General features: G+C 64.3%; 16 protein-coding genes. 15 read left to right on the top strand and 1 reads right to left on the bottom strand.

Annotation, left to right across the window (positions count from 1 at the left end):
• Window positions 1–31: 31 nt before the first annotated feature.
• From trbB to FFS10_RS02480, 15 genes are all read left to right on the top strand, one after another.
• Window positions 32–985 carry a P-type conjugative transfer ATPase TrbB gene (gene trbB / locus FFS10_RS02550; protein WP_171016043.1) on the top strand — a complete coding sequence of 318 codons (954 nt, stop codon included), beginning with the start codon at window positions 32–34 and terminating at the stop codon, window positions 983–985.
• The gene (locus FFS10_RS02545) at window positions 982–1,314 is read left to right on the top strand and encodes a TrbC/VirB2 family type IV secretion system protein (protein WP_137891171.1); all 333 of its coding nucleotides are present in this window, start codon (window positions 982–984) and stop codon (window positions 1,312–1,314) included. The genes trbB and FFS10_RS02545 overlap by 4 nt, the downstream gene beginning before the upstream one ends.
• Window positions 1,311–1,583, top strand: coding sequence for a VirB3 family type IV secretion system protein (locus tag FFS10_RS02540; RefSeq protein WP_137891169.1), 273 nt, complete (start codon window positions 1,311–1,313; stop codon window positions 1,581–1,583). Before FFS10_RS02545 ends, FFS10_RS02540 begins: the two co-directional genes overlap by 4 nt.
• An 18-nt stretch (window positions 1,584–1,601) precedes the next feature.
• Entirely contained in the window at window positions 1,602–4,052 is a 2,451-nt protein-coding gene (gene trbE, locus FFS10_RS02535) for a conjugal transfer protein TrbE (protein WP_137891167.1), read from the top strand.
• Window positions 4,049–4,777, top strand: a complete 729-nt coding sequence (gene trbJ, locus FFS10_RS02530; protein WP_137891165.1) for a P-type conjugative transfer protein TrbJ — start codon at window positions 4,049–4,051, stop codon at window positions 4,775–4,777. The genes trbE and trbJ overlap by 4 nt, the downstream gene beginning before the upstream one ends.
• A 9-nt stretch (window positions 4,778–4,786) precedes the next feature.
• Window positions 4,787–5,044, top strand: coding sequence for an EexN family lipoprotein (locus tag FFS10_RS02525; protein ID WP_137891163.1), 258 nt, complete (start codon window positions 4,787–4,789; stop codon window positions 5,042–5,044).
• Window positions 5,041–6,417, top strand: coding sequence for a P-type conjugative transfer protein TrbL (gene trbL / locus FFS10_RS02520; RefSeq protein WP_137891161.1), 1,377 nt, complete (start codon window positions 5,041–5,043; stop codon window positions 6,415–6,417). The genes FFS10_RS02525 and trbL overlap by 4 nt, the downstream gene beginning before the upstream one ends.
• A gap of 15 nt (window positions 6,418–6,432) precedes the next feature.
• Window positions 6,433–7,140, top strand: coding sequence for a conjugal transfer protein TrbF (trbF, locus tag FFS10_RS02515; protein WP_137891159.1), 708 nt, complete (start codon window positions 6,433–6,435; stop codon window positions 7,138–7,140).
• Window positions 7,137–8,165 (top strand): P-type conjugative transfer protein TrbG, encoded by a 1,029-nt coding sequence (trbG, locus tag FFS10_RS02510; protein ID WP_137891157.1) that lies wholly within the window; start codon window positions 7,137–7,139, stop codon window positions 8,163–8,165. The genes trbF and trbG overlap by 4 nt, the downstream gene beginning before the upstream one ends.
• Window positions 8,166–8,167: 2 nt before the next feature.
• Window positions 8,168–9,481, top strand: coding sequence for a TraB/TrbI/VirB10 family type IV secretion system protein (locus FFS10_RS02505; RefSeq protein ID WP_137891155.1), 1,314 nt, complete (start codon window positions 8,168–8,170; stop codon window positions 9,479–9,481).
• Window positions 9,478–9,732 carry a DUF2274 domain-containing protein gene (locus FFS10_RS02500; RefSeq protein ID WP_137891153.1) on the top strand — a complete coding sequence of 85 codons (255 nt, stop codon included), beginning with the start codon at window positions 9,478–9,480 and terminating at the stop codon, window positions 9,730–9,732. Before FFS10_RS02505 ends, FFS10_RS02500 begins: the two co-directional genes overlap by 4 nt.
• A gap of 177 nt (window positions 9,733–9,909) precedes the next feature.
• A complete protein-coding gene (locus FFS10_RS02495; RefSeq protein WP_137891151.1) occupies window positions 9,910–10,668 on the top strand; it encodes a type IV toxin-antitoxin system AbiEi family antitoxin in 759 nt (252 codons plus the stop codon).
• Window positions 10,661–11,575, top strand: a complete 915-nt coding sequence (locus FFS10_RS02490; RefSeq protein ID WP_137891150.1) for a nucleotidyl transferase AbiEii/AbiGii toxin family protein — start codon at window positions 10,661–10,663, stop codon at window positions 11,573–11,575. The genes FFS10_RS02495 and FFS10_RS02490 overlap by 8 nt, the downstream gene beginning before the upstream one ends.
• 175 nt (window positions 11,576–11,750) lie before the next feature.
• On the top strand, window positions 11,751–12,185 hold the full coding sequence (locus tag FFS10_RS02485) for a nucleoside triphosphate pyrophosphohydrolase family protein (protein ID WP_137891148.1): 435 nt from the start codon (window positions 11,751–11,753) through the stop codon (window positions 12,183–12,185).
• A 30-nt stretch (window positions 12,186–12,215) separates the two neighbouring features.
• On the top strand, window positions 12,216–13,358 hold the full coding sequence (locus FFS10_RS02480; RefSeq protein WP_137891146.1) for a hypothetical protein: 1,143 nt from the start codon (window positions 12,216–12,218) through the stop codon (window positions 13,356–13,358).
• A gap of 584 nt (window positions 13,359–13,942) precedes the next feature.
• On the opposite strand, the gene FFS10_RS02475 is transcribed toward FFS10_RS02480, so the two are convergent.
• Window positions 13,943–14,773, bottom strand: a complete 831-nt coding sequence (locus tag FFS10_RS02475; RefSeq protein WP_249931137.1) for an IS630 family transposase — start codon at window positions 14,771–14,773, stop codon at window positions 13,943–13,945.
• Window positions 14,774–14,798 lie beyond the last annotated feature (25 nt).

Here is a 14,798-nt window from a genome sequence, read left to right as displayed (position 1 = left end):
CGGCATCGTGTCCGGCGAGCGCCGCATCCGCATGCTACGCACGGCCATGGGGCCGGATATCGCGGCCGCGCTGGAAGACCCGGAGGTCGTGGAAGTGTTGCTGAATCCGGACGGCACCCTGTGGCTGGACCGGCTGGGGGCAGGTCGCGCACCGACCGGCGTCACCATGCCACCTGCCGTGGCCGAACGCATCATCCGCCTGGTGGCGGCCCACGTGCGCACCGAGGTCCATGCCGGGGCGCCGATCCTGTCGGCTGAGTTGCCCGAGACCGGGGAACGCTTTCAGGGGGTGCTTCCGCCGGTGGTGCGTGCCCCCTCGTTCGCGATCCGCAAGCGGGCGCTGCAGATCCTCACGCTGGCGCGCTATGTCGCCGACGGCATCCTGACCGAAGCCCAGGCCAGCTTTCTGCGCACGGCTGTGCGGGAGCGCCAGAACATCGTCATCGCCGGTGGCACCAGCACCGGCAAGACCACGCTGGCCAACGCCTTGCTCGACGAGATCGCCGAGATACGGGACCGTGTGCTGATCCTGGAGGACACGGTGGAGTTGCAGTGCCGCTCCGATGACCACGTGGGCATGCGCACCGAGCCCGGTGTCAGCACCATGGCCGACCTGGTGCGCGCCACGCTGCGGCTGCGGCCCGATCGCATCGTCGTGGGCGAGGTGCGTGGAGCCGAAGCACTCGACTTGCTCAAGGCCTGGGGCACGGGGCACCCCGGCGGTATCGCGACCGTGCATGCGGGTTCTGCCCACGGCGCGCTCACGCGGCTGGAACAACTGGTGCAGGAGGTTTCCGTCACCGTGCCGCGTGCGCTGATCGCCGAGGCGGTCAACGTGATCGTGTTCATCGCCGGGCGTGGCCATGCCCGGCGCGTGCAGGAGATCGCCCGCGTCGTCGGTTTCGACAGCCACGGATACCAGCTCAGCACCGATCTGATGTCTTCGTTTCCATCCATCTCATCAACTCCAGGAGAAACTTCATGACGAATCTGCGCATTTCCGTAAAACCTGTTTTGCAGGCTGCTACCGTTGTCGCGTTGTTGTGGGCCATTGCGGGGTCCGCGCATGCGGCGGGATCGAACATGCCCTGGGAAGGGCCGCTGCAGTCAATCCTGGAGTCCATTCAGGGACCGGTGGCGCGCATCATCGCGGTGATCGTCATCATCACCACCGGTCTGGCGCTGGCTTTCGGGGACACCAATGGCGGCTTTCGGAAGCTGGTGCAGATCGTCTTCGGGCTGTCGATCGCGTTCGCCGCGTCGTCCTTCTTCCTGACCTTCTTCAGCTTCTCGGGCGGGGCGGTGCTGGCATGAGCACGCCCACCGCCGACGCGCCAGGCTTTGAGGTGCCCTTGCACCGCTCGCTGACCGAACCGATCCTGATGGGCGGGGCGCCGCGCACCGTGGCTATTGCCAACGGCACGCTGGCCGCTGCCGTGGGGCTGGGATTGCAGCTGTGGCTCCCGGGCATTGCATTCTGGATCGTGGGCCATTCGCTGGCCGTCTGGGGGGCGCGGCTCGATCCGCAGTTCATGGCGGTCTTCACCCGGCACGTCAAGCACCGCGTGTTGCTGGACGTGTGACGCTGCTGGAGAGAACCCATGCTGCATCTTGCTGAATACCGCAAGCGCCCGGCGCTGCTGGCCGACTGGCTGCCTTGGGCTGGGCTGGTCGCTCCCGGCGTCGTGCTCAACAAGGACGGCGCGTTCCAGCGCACCGCCCGTTTCCGCGGGCCGGACCTGGACAGCGCGACGCAGGGCGAGTTGCTCGCGACGTCCGCGCGCCTCAACAACGCCTTGCGCCGCCTGGGGTCCGGCTGGGCCTTGTTCGTGGAGGCCGAACGCCGCGAGGCGGCGGACTACCCGGAATCCGTGTTTCCGGAGCCCTTGTCCTGGCTGGTCGATGAGGAGCGGCGTGCCGCCTTCGAGGAGGCTGACAGCCACTTCGAGAGCGTCTACCACCTGACTCTGCTCTACATGCCGCCCGAGGAGTCCACGGCGCGCGCCGCGAAGCTCCTATACGAGAACACCAAGGCCGAAGGCGTGAACTGGCGCGAACGCCTGGAATCGTTCGTTTCCGAGACCGAGCGCTTCCTGGGTCTGCTCGAAGGCGTGATGCCCGAGATTGCCTGGCTGGACGACGCACAGACCTTGACTTACCTGCATGGCACGGTCTCGACCCGGCGTCATCCGGTGGCGGTGCCCGAGGTGCCGATGCACCTGGATGCCCTGCTGGCGGACGAGCCACTGACCGGCGGGCTGGCGCCCATGCTGGGCTCCGATCACCTGCGTGTGCTGACGGTGCGCGGCTTTCCGACCTCGACCTGGCCGGGTCTGCTCGACGATTTGAACCGCCTGGGTTTTGCCTACCGTTGGAGCACGCGTTTTCTGTGCCTGGACAAGGCCGAAGCCGAGAAAGAACTGACGCGCTTGCGCCGCCAGTGGTTTGCCAAACGCAAGAACATCGTCGCGCTGTTGCGTGAGACCATCTTTCAGCAGGAAAGCCCGCTGGTCGATTCCGATGCATCGAACAAGGCGACGGACGCCGATGCGGCCTTGCAGGAACTGGGCAGCGACCAGGTGTCCTTTGGTTATGTGACCGCGACGGTCACGGTGCTGGATGCCGATGCCACGGCGGCCGACGAGAAGCTGCGCGCGGTGGAGCGGACCATCCAGGGGCGCGGCTTCGTGACGATTCCCGAGACCCTCAATGCGATCGATGCCTGGCTGTCCTCGATCCCCGGCCACGCCTATGCCAACGTGCGCCAGCCCATCGTCTCGACCTTGAACCTGGCCCACATGATGCCGGTGTCCGCCGTCTGGGCCGGGCAGGAGCGCAACCGGCACCTGGACGGCCCGCCCCTGATCGTGACGCGCACCGATGGCGCGACGCCGTTTCGGCTGGTCACGCACATCGGCGACGTCGGCAACACCTTGGTGGTCGGTCCCATCGGCATGGGCAAGTCGGTGCTGCTGGCCACGCTGGCGCTGCAATTCCGGCGCTATCCGGGCTCGCGCATCCTTGCCTTTGACATGGGGCGCTCGATCCGCGCCACCATCCTCGGATTGGGTGGCGAGCACTACGACTTGGGTGCGGATGGCGGCGCGGAGGGGACCATTTCTTTCCAGCCACTGGCTCGCATTGATCGGGATGGCTACCGGGCCTGGGCGGCCGAGTGGATCGAAGGCCGCTTGATTCAAGAAGGCGTGGCCGTCGGTCCTGCAGAGAAGGATGCAGTGTGGTCTGCGTTGAACAACCTCGCCAGCGCGCCTGTCCAGCAGCGCACCCTGACCGGCCTGTCGGTGCTGCTGCAGTCGAACGCCTTGCGCCAGGCCCTGCAGCCCTATGTGCTGGGCGGCGCCCACGGCAACTTGCTGGACGCTGACCGGGACCGGCTGGGCACGGCCGACGTGCAGAGCTTCGAGATGGAGGAGCTGATGCACAGCAAGGCCGCCATGCTGGCGGTGCTGCGCTACCTGTTCGCCCGCTTCGAGGAGCGTTTCGATGGCGCACCGACCTTGCTGATCCTGGACGAAGCCTGGGTGTTTCTGGACGACCCGGTGTTTGCCTCGCGCATCCGCCAGTGGCTCAAGACCCTGCGCAAGAAGAACGTCTCGGTGATCTTCGCCACCCAGTCACTGGCGGACATCAAGGATTCGGCCATCGCCCCGGCCATCATCGAAAGCTGCGCCAGCCGCATCTTCCTGCCGAATCCGCAGGCGACCGAGCCGCAGATCCGGGCCATCTACGAGGGCTTCGGACTCAACGGCCGGCAGATCGACATCGTCGCCCAGGCGACCCCGAAGCGGGATTACTACTACCAGTCGCGGCTGGGCAACCGGGTCTTCGATCTGGGCCTGGGGCCGGTGGCGCTGGCGTTTGCCGGTGCCTCCACGCCGGAGCACCAGCGTGACATCGACGCCGTATCGGCCTCTGTCCCCCCTTCGGACTTTGCCGCCGCCTGGCTGCGCCATCGCGGCCTCGACTGGGCCGCAGACCTCATGCTTTCGTTCCCGCCCCCTTCATCCATCGCAAAGGAGAAGCAACCATGAAGAAGACCTTGATCGCCATCGCCGCCGCCATGCTGGTGATGGCCGCGCCCGCCGCGCAGGCTCAGCGGATCGTGTTCGATCCTTCGAATTTTTCTCAGAACATCCTGACGGCCGCGCGCACGCTGGAGCAGATCAACAACCAGATCCGGCAGTTGCAGAACGAGGCGCAGATGCTGATCAATGATGCGAAGAACCTGACGGGGCTGGATTACAGCGCGCTGGCCGAGCTGCGGGCGGCGCTGTCCGCGACCAACCAGCTGATCCAGCGGGCGCTGGGACTGTCGTTCAATGTCTCGCAGATGGAAGCCGAGTTCACCCGGCTGTACCCCGATGCCTACTCGGCCTCCATAGCGGGCAGCCAGATGGCGCTGGACGCCCGCACACGCTGGCGCAACTCGCTGGAGGCCTTGCGCACCGCGACCCAGGTGCAGTCGCAGGCGGTGCAGAACTTTGCCTCGGACGAGCAGACGCTGGCGAATCTGGTGAACCGCAGCCAGTCGGCGGTGGGGGCCTTGCAGGCGATGCAGGCCACCAACCAGCTGCTGGCCCTGCAATCCCGCCAAGCCATGCAGGCGCAGCAGCTGCAGATCACCCAGGACCGGGCTGTCGCCCTGGAACAGGCGCGCCAGGTGGCGGTGCAGGAACGTGCGCGCGAGGTACGGCGGCGGTTCCAGGGGGAGGGCACGGCCTACACGCCGCATTCCGTGAATTTCTACGGCCACTGAGGGGTGGCGATGAAGCATCTCCTCATTCCGATCGCAGCGGCCCTGGTGCTGGCGGGCTGCAGTCCGTCCGCACCGCCCGATTCCGTCGAAGCGCTGGCCGTCAATCTGGCGCGCCTGAAGGAACTGCGCGCGCAGTGCAAGGCCGATCACGAGAAGCTGGGCGATGTCCTGTGCAACCGCGTGGCCCAGGCCACGCGGCGCCGCTTCATGGGCGAGGGCCAGTCGCCGTACGCGAACGATCCCGTGTCGAAGGATGGGGCGCCATGAACGACCTGTCCGTCATCGATCGCTTTCTGGATGTCTTCTCGCGCTACATCGATTCGGGTTTCGGCATGCTGCGCGGTGAGGTGGCTTTCCTGACCACCACGCTGGTGGTGATCGACATGACGCTGGCCGGGCTGTTCTGGGCCATGAGCCACGCCAGCGGGCATGGCGAGGACGTGATCGGCAAGCTGATCAAGAAGGTGCTTTATGTGGGGGCCTTCGCTTTCATCATCGGCAACTTCAACAGCCTGGCGGGCATCGTGTTCCGGTCCTTTGCGGGGCTGGGTCTGGTGGCATCGGGGTCCACGGTGACGCAGGCGCAGCTGCTGCAGCCGGGGCGGCTGGCCCAGGTGGGCGTCGATGCCGGGCGGCCCATCATGGCGCAGATCAGCGACCTGACGGGTTTCCCCGAGGTGTTCGCCAACCTCGACGTCATCGTGGTGCTGTTCCTGGCGTGGCTGGTGCTGATCGTCTGTTTCTTCATCCTGGCGGTGCAGCTGTTCGTCACGCTGATCGAGTTCAAGCTGACCACGCTGGCGGGCTTTGTGCTGGTGCCGTTTGCGCTGTGGAACAAGACAGCGTTTCTTGCCGAGCGGGTGCTGGGCAATGTGGTGTCGTCGGGCATCAAGGTGCTGGTGCTGGCCGTGATCGTGGGGATCGGCTCAGGCTTGTTTGCCGAGTTTCGGACGCCGCCTGGGACTGAACCCTCGATCGACCACGCACTGACCATCATGCTGGCCGCGCTGGCGATGTTCGGCCTCGGCATCTTTGGGCCCAGCATCGCGACCGGGCTGGTGTCGGGTGCGCCGCAGCTCGGTGCCGGTGCCGCGGCCGGTACGGCCCTGGGTGCTGTGGGTCTGGCGGTGGCCGGGGGTGCGGCCATTGCCGCGAGCGGCGCGGCGGTTGCGGCCGGTGCGCGCATGGCACCGGGGGCCGCACGCTCGGCCATTGGTGGCGGTGCCGCCGCAGCGCGGTCGGCAAGTGCGCTGGCCAGCAGTGCGAAGTCCGCCTACCAGGCGGGTGCCGCGGCCTCGGGCGGTGGCGGTGTCCGCGCCGCCGGTGCCGGCCTGGCCAACGTCGCCAAGACCGGCGCCAGTGCCGCAGGGCAGCGTGTTGCGGCAGGGGCCAAGGCGGTCAAGGACCGGGTGGCGAGTTTTGTGTCTGAAGCCGCTGCGCCCGCCCAGGCGGTTTCGGCCGCTGGGGCCGGCGCAGCCGAACAAGAGCCGGCACCGGGGCCGGCACCCGCCTGGGCGAAACGCCTGCAGCGCCAGCAGCGCATCTCGCACGGCGTGTCCACCGTCGCCCACACCTTGCGTTCGGGGGACCACGGAGGCAGTGGCGCTAGCCCGAGCTTGCGCGACCACTCGAATTCATGACCAGGAGATTCAGCGATGCTGTTTAAACGACCCCAGGTGCGGTACTCGGAAACGCCCGAGCCCATCACCCCGTACCAGGCTGCCGGGCAGGTCTGGGACCAGCGCATCGGCAGCGCGCGCGTGCAGGCCCGGAACTGGCGGCTGATGGCCTTCGGCAGTCTGTCGCTGGCCTTGCTGATGGCCGGCGGTCTGGTGTGGCGCTCGGCGCAGTCCATCGTGACGCCCTATGTGGTGGAGGTGGACAACGCGGGCCAGGTGCGCGCGGTCGGTGAAGCGGCCACGCCGTACAAGCCCACCGACGCGCAGATCGCCTACCACCTGGCGCGGTTCGTGACCGATGTGCGGTCCTTGTCGATCGATCCCATCGTGGTGCGGCAGAACTGGCTGCAGGCCTATGACTACACCACCGACCGGGGCGCGGCCACGCTGAACGACTACGCCCGCACCAACGACCCGTTCTCGCGCATCGGGCAGAACTCGGTGGCCGTGGAGGTCACCAGCGTCGTGCGGGCCAGCGACAGCTCGTTCCAGGTGCGCTGGATTGAACGCAACTATGCCAGCGGTGCGCCCTCCGGGACGGAGCGCTGGACGGCCGTGCTGTCGATTGCGCTGCAGCCGCCGCGCACCGAGGAGCGGCTGCGCAAGAACCCGCTCGGCATTTACGTCAACGGCCTGTCCTGGAGCCGTGAACTTGAATCGGTTGAAGGAGCCAAGAAGCCATGAAGACACAGATCCGGATTTACGTATTGCCGCTGATCCTGGCGGCGACACTCTTGAACATCGCTGGTTGTGCCGCCCAGGGCAAGCCGCCCGTCATCACCCTGGACGAGCCCGTGGCCGCGCAACGGCTGCCGGATCCACCCAAGCCCGTCGAAGTGGTGGAGGTGTCGAAGCCTTTGCCCCTGCCGGAGCAGCTCAAACCGTTGCCGTTACCTTCCACGGTGCAGAGCCTCGGGCCGGTGGCTGAGCCCGCCGATGAAAAGCTGCGCGTTTCACGGGCCAATGAAGAAGCCCGCATCGCCCCGACGCGCGAGGGCTACGTCAACGCGATCCAGGTCTGGCCCTATGCCGATGGCGCGCTGTACCAGGTCTACGCCAGCCCCGGCCGCGTGACCGTGATTGCATTGCAGGAGGGCGAAGAACTGGTGACCGTGTCTGCCGGTGACACGGTGCGCTGGATCGTGGGCGACACGGCCAGCGGTGCAGGGGCCACACTGCGCGTGAACATTCTGGTGAAACCCACCCGCGTTGGCCTGAAAACCAACCTGGTCATCACGACGAACCGCCGCACCTATCTGCTGGAGCTGTCCTCGACGCCGCAGGCCTGGATGGCTTCGGTGTCCTGGGACTACCCGAAGGACAGGATGCTGGCTTTGCAGCGCCAGGCGCAGAAAGCCCAAGCTGCCGCGCCCGTGGATTCGGGTCTTTCGCTGGAGCAAATCAAGTTCCGCTATGCCATCACGGGTGACAGCCCGTCGTGGAAGCCGCTGCGGGCATTCGATGACGGGCAGCGGGTCTACATCCAATTCCCCGGCGGCATTGCGCAAGGCGAACTGCCGCCACTGTTCGTCATTGGCCCGCAGGGCGACGGGCAACTGGTGAACTACCGGTTTCGCTCGCCGTATTACATCGTGGACCGCTTGTTCGGCGCGGCAGAGCTGCGGCTGGGTGACAAACAGGCGCAGGTGGTGCGCATCGAGCGCACCGATGGTGTGGGTGGCGTGGGCAACCCGGCACGGAGTCACTGAGCATGAGCGCGCCCGAAACAGCGGAGACACCGCGAGGAGCGCAGAAGGCCGATCCTCAAGGCATGGCCCTGCGCAGTCCGCCCCGACCCGTGGTGCGGCTCAACCGCCGTATGCTGGTGATTCTGGCCGGATTGCTGGCGGCCCTTGTGCTGGGCGCGACGCTGTGGTCGCTGCAACCGGCCAAGCACGCCAAGGATACGGCGGCCGAGCTGTACAACGTGGACCGTGTCTCGCGAGCGGAAAACCTGGACCAACTGCCCAAGGACTACTCGAAGCTGCCACCGCCGGCCAGGCCCGCGGTTCCGGTACTGGGTGAGCCGCTGCCCGGGGACTTGGGGCCTGCGATTCTCCATGCGGAGCGGAACGCCAATGCCAACGTGTCGGCGGCGTACAACGATCCGGCGCATGCGGATCGGCTGGCACGGTTGCGGGATGCCGAGGAAGCTGCGCGCGCATCGGTGTTCTTCCGCAGCAGTGGTGGTGCCAAGGCGGCTTCGGCTGGAACGGCGACCGGCAGTCCTGTGGCACCAGCATCGGTACAGGCTTCGGGTAACCAGCCGTTCAATCCGTTGGCGTCGGCACTGGCATCCAATTCGTCGCCAACGGCATCGACCGATCCGACTGCCGCTCAGAACCTGCAGGCACAGAAGCAGGCGTTTGTCGCCAATGCGGGCGATGTGGCCACGCGCAATCCGGGTGGTCTGCAATTGCCGGCGTCGCCCTACCAGGTGATGGCGGGAACCATCATTCCGGCTGCGCTGGTGACGGGCATCAACTCCGACTTGCCGGGGCAGGTGATTGCCAACGTGACGGAGGCGGTCTACGACACGGCGACGGGGCGGTACTTGCTGATCCCGCAGGGCTCACGGTTGGTCGGGCGCTACGACAGCCAGGTGTCTTTCGGGCAGCGGCGCGTCTTGCTGGTGTGGACGCGGCTGATCCTGCCGGATACGTCGTCGATTGCGCTGGACCGCTTGCCGGGGATCGACCCGGCAGGTTATGCCGGGCTGGAGGATGGAGTGGACTGGCATTGGGACCGCATCCTCGCTGGCGCTGCGCTGTCCACGCTGCTGGGCGTGGGGGCCGAGCTGGCTGCGCCAGAGAGTCGGACGGATGGCAACCGCGTTGTCATTGCCGCGCGGCAGGGCGTGCAGGACACGGTGAACCAGGTTGGCCAGGAGATCACCAAGCGGAACATGAGCATCCAGCCGACGCTGACGATTCGGCCGGGGTTTCCGGTGCGGGTGATGGTGAGCAAGGATCTGATCTTGCGGCCTTACCAGCCGCTGTTCTTCCAGAGGGGGTCTTCGCAATGAGTACGTCCGTTAGTAAGCTGCGGCTGGGGCCGCTGCCCAAGACCGAAACGGTGAAGCTGACGATTGCGCTGACGACGGCATTGAAGGCTGATCTGGAGCGCTATGCCGCGCTGCATGCGCAGGCATACGGGGAGCCTGTTGATGCCGTCACGCTGATCCCGCACATGTTGGAGGCGTTCATCATGCGGGATCGAGGGTTCAAGGCGCTGAAGATCAAGTTGCCGAGACCACGCGTGGGGGAAGGCGGCTGACGGGGCTTTTGCCACGGACAAAAGACTCGCCTTTTGCACGCCAGTGCCGACCACCGCAGGCCCTGTGATGATGGGTTGATTGGATTTTGTTGCAAAAATAGTATTTCGTTTTAAAAATAGCACGTGAGAAGGCGATAAACATTTTGGCTTGATTGGAAATTGTGGTATTTTTCCAATATGGATAGAACTCCACGACACGCTCTAATCAAGAAGCTTCAGACCAGCCTGCCGCGCGGTATGCCGTTCGATCTGGCAGCCCTGGAGCGCATCGGCGTGTCCGCTCAACTGGTGGCTCATTACGCCGAAAGCGGCTGGGTCGATCGACTGGGGCAGGGTGTCTATGCGTTTGCGGGTGACACGCTGAACGCGCATGGTGCGATCAAGTTCCTGCAAACCCGTGTGACGGGGTTGCATGTGGGAGGTAAGAGTGCGTTGGCCCTCCAGGGTGTGCGCCACAACCTCGCGATGCGGGAGGCGTTGGTGCTGTGGGGCGATGTTCGATTTGCGCTGCCAGCGTGGTTCACCTCACGATTTCCATCGCGCTATGTGGCTGCCAGATTGTTCAGCTGGCCGGACAGCACCCTGGCCGACAATAGCGTGACAACGCCGCCCGGCGTGTCTGAGGGCTTGCGCGTATCGGTCCCCGAACGTGCAGTCCTCGAACTGCTTTACGAGGTGGGTACGCACCAGGGTCTGGAAGAGGCGCGCAACCTGTTCGATGGCCTGCGCAACTTGCGCAAGGATGTTCTGGGCGAGCTGTTGCAGTCCTGCACCAGCATCAAGGCCGTCCGCCTGTTCTTGACCTGGGCTCGCGAAACCGGCGTGGTCGACGTGGATGCCCTGCAGCACCAGTACACGTTGCCCGTCGGCAGCGACAAGCGCTGGATCACTCGCATGAAAGATGGCAACCTGTTGAGCCTGAAACCCCATGGATAAAGCCTACGCCGACACGGTTCGCCTGCTGCTGACCGCAGCGCCCGATGTGTTTGCCAACGACATCTTCGCCATGAAGGGCGGAACCGCCATCAACCTGTTCGTGCAGGACATGCCGCGCCTCTCGGTCGATATCGACGTGGTCTACACACCCTGGCAGACCCCGCGCGAGCAGGCATTGAAAGCCATCAGCAATGAGCTCGACGCCATTGCCGGTCGGTTGGTCCAGTTGGGACTGACCACGCGCAAGGTCTCCTCCAAAGAACTCGGCGACACCAAGCTGCTGATCGAGAACGCCGAAGCCCAGGTCAAGGTCGAAGTCAACGTGGTTTTTCGTGGCACGGTCCTCCCGGTCGAGCGCTATCCATTGAGCCCGAAGACCGCCGGCCTGTTCAGCATGGCGCTGGAACTGCCAGTTCTGGCACCTGCGGAGCTTTATGGCAGCAAGCTGGTCGCGGCCATGGATCGCCAGCATCCCCGTGACTTGTTTGACGTGTTGCAGATGTTCGAATCCGGGGACTTGTCGGACGCGGCCGTGGAATGCTTCGTGACCTACCTGGCCGGACACAACCGGCCTACCCACGAAGTACTGTTCGGCAATGAAAAAGACATCGCCCATGAGTACCATCAGAACTTCGCGGGCATGACCATCGAGCCGGTTGGGCTCGATGCTCTGCTGGAGACACGGGCCAGGCTGCGAGAGGAACTTCCGCAACGGCTGACGGCGAACCAGAGGCAGTTTCTGGTCGGCCTGGTCCGCGCACAGCCCGACTGGACCTTGCTGCAATGTCCGCATGCTTTCGAGCTACCAGCGTTGCGATGGAAGGTGGGCAACCTGCAGACCTTCAGCCAGCGTCGGCCGGCGGACTTTAAAAAGCAGGCGGCGGCTCTGGAGGACTTCCTGGCGTGACGTCGAAGTGGGAAGACCATGGCAGGCTGATCGAGGTTGCCCTCCCAGAAGCTTCTGCACCGTACGGATATCACTGCGGCTTCTAGAAAGGGGGTGCTGCCTTCTAAAACGGCAACGCATCCCTACATTCCGTTATCCTCGCGGGGTAGTACCTAACCCAGAGCCGCAGGATCCCATGACTTCCACTTTTGCCGACCGCATTGCCGCGATGAACGCGATGTACCGCTTGGCTGCCTACGACACCCCGAACGTTCCAGACGATGTCGCCGGCCGCCTGGTCAAGTTCAAAGCGACCTTGATGGACGAAGTGCATGAGGTAGACGACATCGTCGCCATGGCGAAGTCCGGGGCGTCCAAGCTTGATGTGGCAGTCGCTATCGCCGACCTGCTGGGTGACATCATCGTTTACTGTCGCTCCGAGGCGCTCAAGTACGGCTTGCCCCTTGAGGAGGTCTTGGACGTCATCATGGACAGCAACGAAAGCAAGTTGGGGGAAGATGGCAACCCCATCTACGACCAGAACGGGAAATTCCTGAAAGGCCCCAACTACTGGAAACCCGAACCCAAAGTTCGCGAGCTTATTGCAAGGTCCATGTCCGAGGCCGGCTGACCAATTCGAGAAAGGTGACGAGGAGCCCGCATGGACCCGCTTATCCTTGCTGATGGTTGGACGCTCGAAAGCATCGAGCAGTCAATGCATCGCGTTGTGGCGAGCGGCGGCGCCCCATTGCAGGTCAACAAGGATTTCGTCGGACGGCGCAAAGGTGCCCTGCACGACGCTGCTCGCTTGCAACTTCTCGCCACCTGGGCGCGTCTGGCAAAGGAACGACGCCTCCAATACCACGCTGCCAACCAGGTTCAGTCGATTCTTGGGGAGCTCTGCGACTACGCCCCAGGCATTGCAGCGCTGCGCCTATGCGAAGGAATCACCGTTGGTGAACAGTTCATTCCCAGGAGAGCAGCGCTAGAGCCAGCAGCCGAGAAGATGGCCTGGACTGATCAGCTTCTTTGGGGACGCATCATTAGGGGACGGACGATTGACTTCACGTGCGTCAGTGGCTCGAAGGTCCAATACCTTAGGCCGTTGTTCACGGTTCGCAACACGCGTGCTGTCAAGCGCAAGGAGGGAATGTTTCTAGTTCTCAGAGCGCTCAGCGACTTCGTTGCGAAATCGGACGCAGATCACATACCGCACACGTTCCTCAAGTCCTGTGCAGTGTTCGCATCTGAGCTGATGAAGAACACACAGGAGCACGCGACTCGCGACCATGCCGGGCAACCGTATTTGGAGCACGTCGAGGGGCTTATCATCAGCTGGCAGGAAATGCTCGAAGAGTCCTTCAAAGGGGATTTCGCAGGTCATCCGCGCTTGAAGGAGTTCTGGGAACGCGAGCAGGCGCCGGTCCGTGCTGGCGCCACTACAGCGCTGCGGTGCTTGCAGCTCAGCTTCTTTGACACCGGACCAGGTTTTGCAAGCAGAACTACAGGCAAGATTCTTTCGGGCCTGTCGCCCGAAGATGAGCGCAAGGCGCTGCTGGACAGCCTGAAGAAGAACGCTTCGACAAAGAACGAGGCCGGCGCCGGCAACGGCTTGCCTGACGTGCTCGAAGCACTTCGGGAGGTCGGTGGGCTGATGACCATTCGGTCTGGTCGCCTGAACCTCTTCAATGCATTCACGCCTGGCGAGGAGCGAGACTTGTTTGAATTCGACGATTGGGCTGCCCGGGACCTTGCACCGGCCGTTGGCTCAGTCGTTTCTCTGCTTCTTCCCATCAGACGATGATGCGCAAGGCGTACTCGTTCTCTGCCAGCGGCACCTGCACGTCGTCGGGGTATGACCTGGAGGCGCTGTGTGTCTTCTTTGACACAAAGCGTCCCATCAGCGGCCTTGACTTCTTCGACGAGCTGGCGACGTCGCTTCAAGGCGTTCAATCGCTACCCGACTGCGTCCTCATCATCGCCGATGCGCCACACCTCGGGACGCTGCATCAGTACTGGACACAGACTTCAGGACAGCAACAGGTCTTCCAGCAAAGGGGCGTACACAAGGGAACCCCCTTCGTCAAGGGCTATTACTTCGCGACCTGGAATCCAAGCACTGGATTGAACTTGGCACACACGCAGGGAGCGTCCAGTCACGCACCCTTCAGCTTACCGCTGCAGTCGTTCGTCAACCAGGGACTCAAGGCCTTGGTGATGAACAACCCTGTAGTGCAGGTTGCTCCGGCCGGACATGTCTTCAAACATCCGTCCAAGACGGTCAACAAGCTGTTCGTTCAAGCGCGCGAGCTGGCAACCAGCGAAGCAGAGCTTGCCTTCGTTAGCAGATGCTTAGTAGTCCGGTTCAGAAGTTCGCACACGTATTGTTCAAGCCGCGAGTTTCGGGTGTTGAGTTTCAGCGTAGCGAGAGCGCATACGCGCCATCAGCGCGTTGAGGTCGGCTCGGGTGAACTTCCACTCGAACGGATGGGCGATGCTCTCGTAGTAGCGCTCGAAGTCTTCCAGCCGATCAGCAACCGCCTGCAGGCAAGTGAAGTCGTTGGGCGTGAGCGCCTTGCGCTGCACGATGGAGAAGTAGATCTCGATCTGGTTGAGCCAGCTCGCGTGCACCGGTGCGTGGACGGGTACCAATCGCGGATGGGCCTGGGTCAGGCGCCGCACGCAGGCCTCGCCGCGATGAGACGAGCCGTTGTCCATGATCCAGAACACCCGGCGTGCCTGGTTGTACGGCCACTGGCTCATGACCTGATCGACCAGGCGCTCGAATGGCGCGATGCCGGTGGTCGTCTCGCAGCGACCGAACACCTTGGCGCGGTGCACATCCAGGGCGGCCAGGTAGGCCCAGGCGCCGCGGCGCTCGTACTCGTGCTCCACGCGCATCGCTTCGCCGGGACGGCCGGGCAAGCTCGGATGCACGCGCACGCGCGCCTGGATGCTGGTCTTCTCGTCGGTGGAGATGACGAACTCGTCCTTGCGCAACGCCTGGCCCTGCCAGCAGCGTGCGTAGAGGTCCAGAATGCGCGCTGCCTTGGCCTGGAAGTCAGGGTCGCGGGGAAATATCCAGCAGCGGTGCTGCCACGGCCGGATCGCATCCTCGTGCAACCAGCGCCACACCGTACTGTCACTGATGCGCGCCACCAGGCCCGTGCGTTGCGCATGGCGTGCTACATCAGCCACGCTCAGGCGCGACAGCGGCACGCCCAGCGTGGCCGGCAGCTCGCAG

Origin of the sequence: Ramlibacter sp. 2FC (genome assembly GCF_005503345.1) — a bacterium.
In the GTDB taxonomy this organism is placed as follows: domain Bacteria; phylum Pseudomonadota; class Gammaproteobacteria; order Burkholderiales; family Burkholderiaceae_C; genus SCMQ01.
The sequence above is the reverse complement of the archived record's forward strand: the minus strand, read 5'-3'. Positions and strand labels throughout refer to the sequence as shown.

Bases quoted from the DNA above. Each gene is read 5' to 3' on its own strand.
- trbB (WP_171016043.1), top strand. From the start codon at position 32: ATGCTACGCACGGCCATGGGGCCGGATATCGCGGCCGCGCTGGAAGAC.
- FFS10_RS02545 (WP_137891171.1), top strand. From the start codon at position 982: ATGACGAATCTGCGCATTTCCGTAAAACCTGTTTTGCAGGCTGCTACC.
- FFS10_RS02540 (WP_137891169.1), top strand. From the start codon at position 1,311: ATGAGCACGCCCACCGCCGACGCGCCAGGCTTTGAGGTGCCCTTGCAC.
- trbE (WP_137891167.1), top strand. From the start codon at position 1,602: ATGCTGCATCTTGCTGAATACCGCAAGCGCCCGGCGCTGCTGGCCGAC.
- trbJ (WP_137891165.1), top strand. From the start codon at position 4,049: ATGAAGAAGACCTTGATCGCCATCGCCGCCGCCATGCTGGTGATGGCC.
- FFS10_RS02525 (WP_137891163.1), top strand. From the start codon at position 4,787: ATGAAGCATCTCCTCATTCCGATCGCAGCGGCCCTGGTGCTGGCGGGC.
- trbL (WP_137891161.1), top strand. From the start codon at position 5,041: ATGAACGACCTGTCCGTCATCGATCGCTTTCTGGATGTCTTCTCGCGC.
- trbF (WP_137891159.1), top strand. From the start codon at position 6,433: ATGCTGTTTAAACGACCCCAGGTGCGGTACTCGGAAACGCCCGAGCCC.
- trbG (WP_137891157.1), top strand. From the start codon at position 7,137: ATGAAGACACAGATCCGGATTTACGTATTGCCGCTGATCCTGGCGGCG.
- FFS10_RS02505 (WP_137891155.1), top strand. From the start codon at position 8,168: ATGAGCGCGCCCGAAACAGCGGAGACACCGCGAGGAGCGCAGAAGGCC.
- FFS10_RS02500 (WP_137891153.1), top strand. From the start codon at position 9,478: ATGAGTACGTCCGTTAGTAAGCTGCGGCTGGGGCCGCTGCCCAAGACC.
- FFS10_RS02495 (WP_137891151.1), top strand. From the start codon at position 9,910: ATGGATAGAACTCCACGACACGCTCTAATCAAGAAGCTTCAGACCAGC.
- FFS10_RS02490 (WP_137891150.1), top strand. From the start codon at position 10,661: ATGGATAAAGCCTACGCCGACACGGTTCGCCTGCTGCTGACCGCAGCG.
- FFS10_RS02485 (WP_137891148.1), top strand. From the start codon at position 11,751: ATGACTTCCACTTTTGCCGACCGCATTGCCGCGATGAACGCGATGTAC.
- FFS10_RS02480 (WP_137891146.1), top strand. From the start codon at position 12,216: ATGGACCCGCTTATCCTTGCTGATGGTTGGACGCTCGAAAGCATCGAG.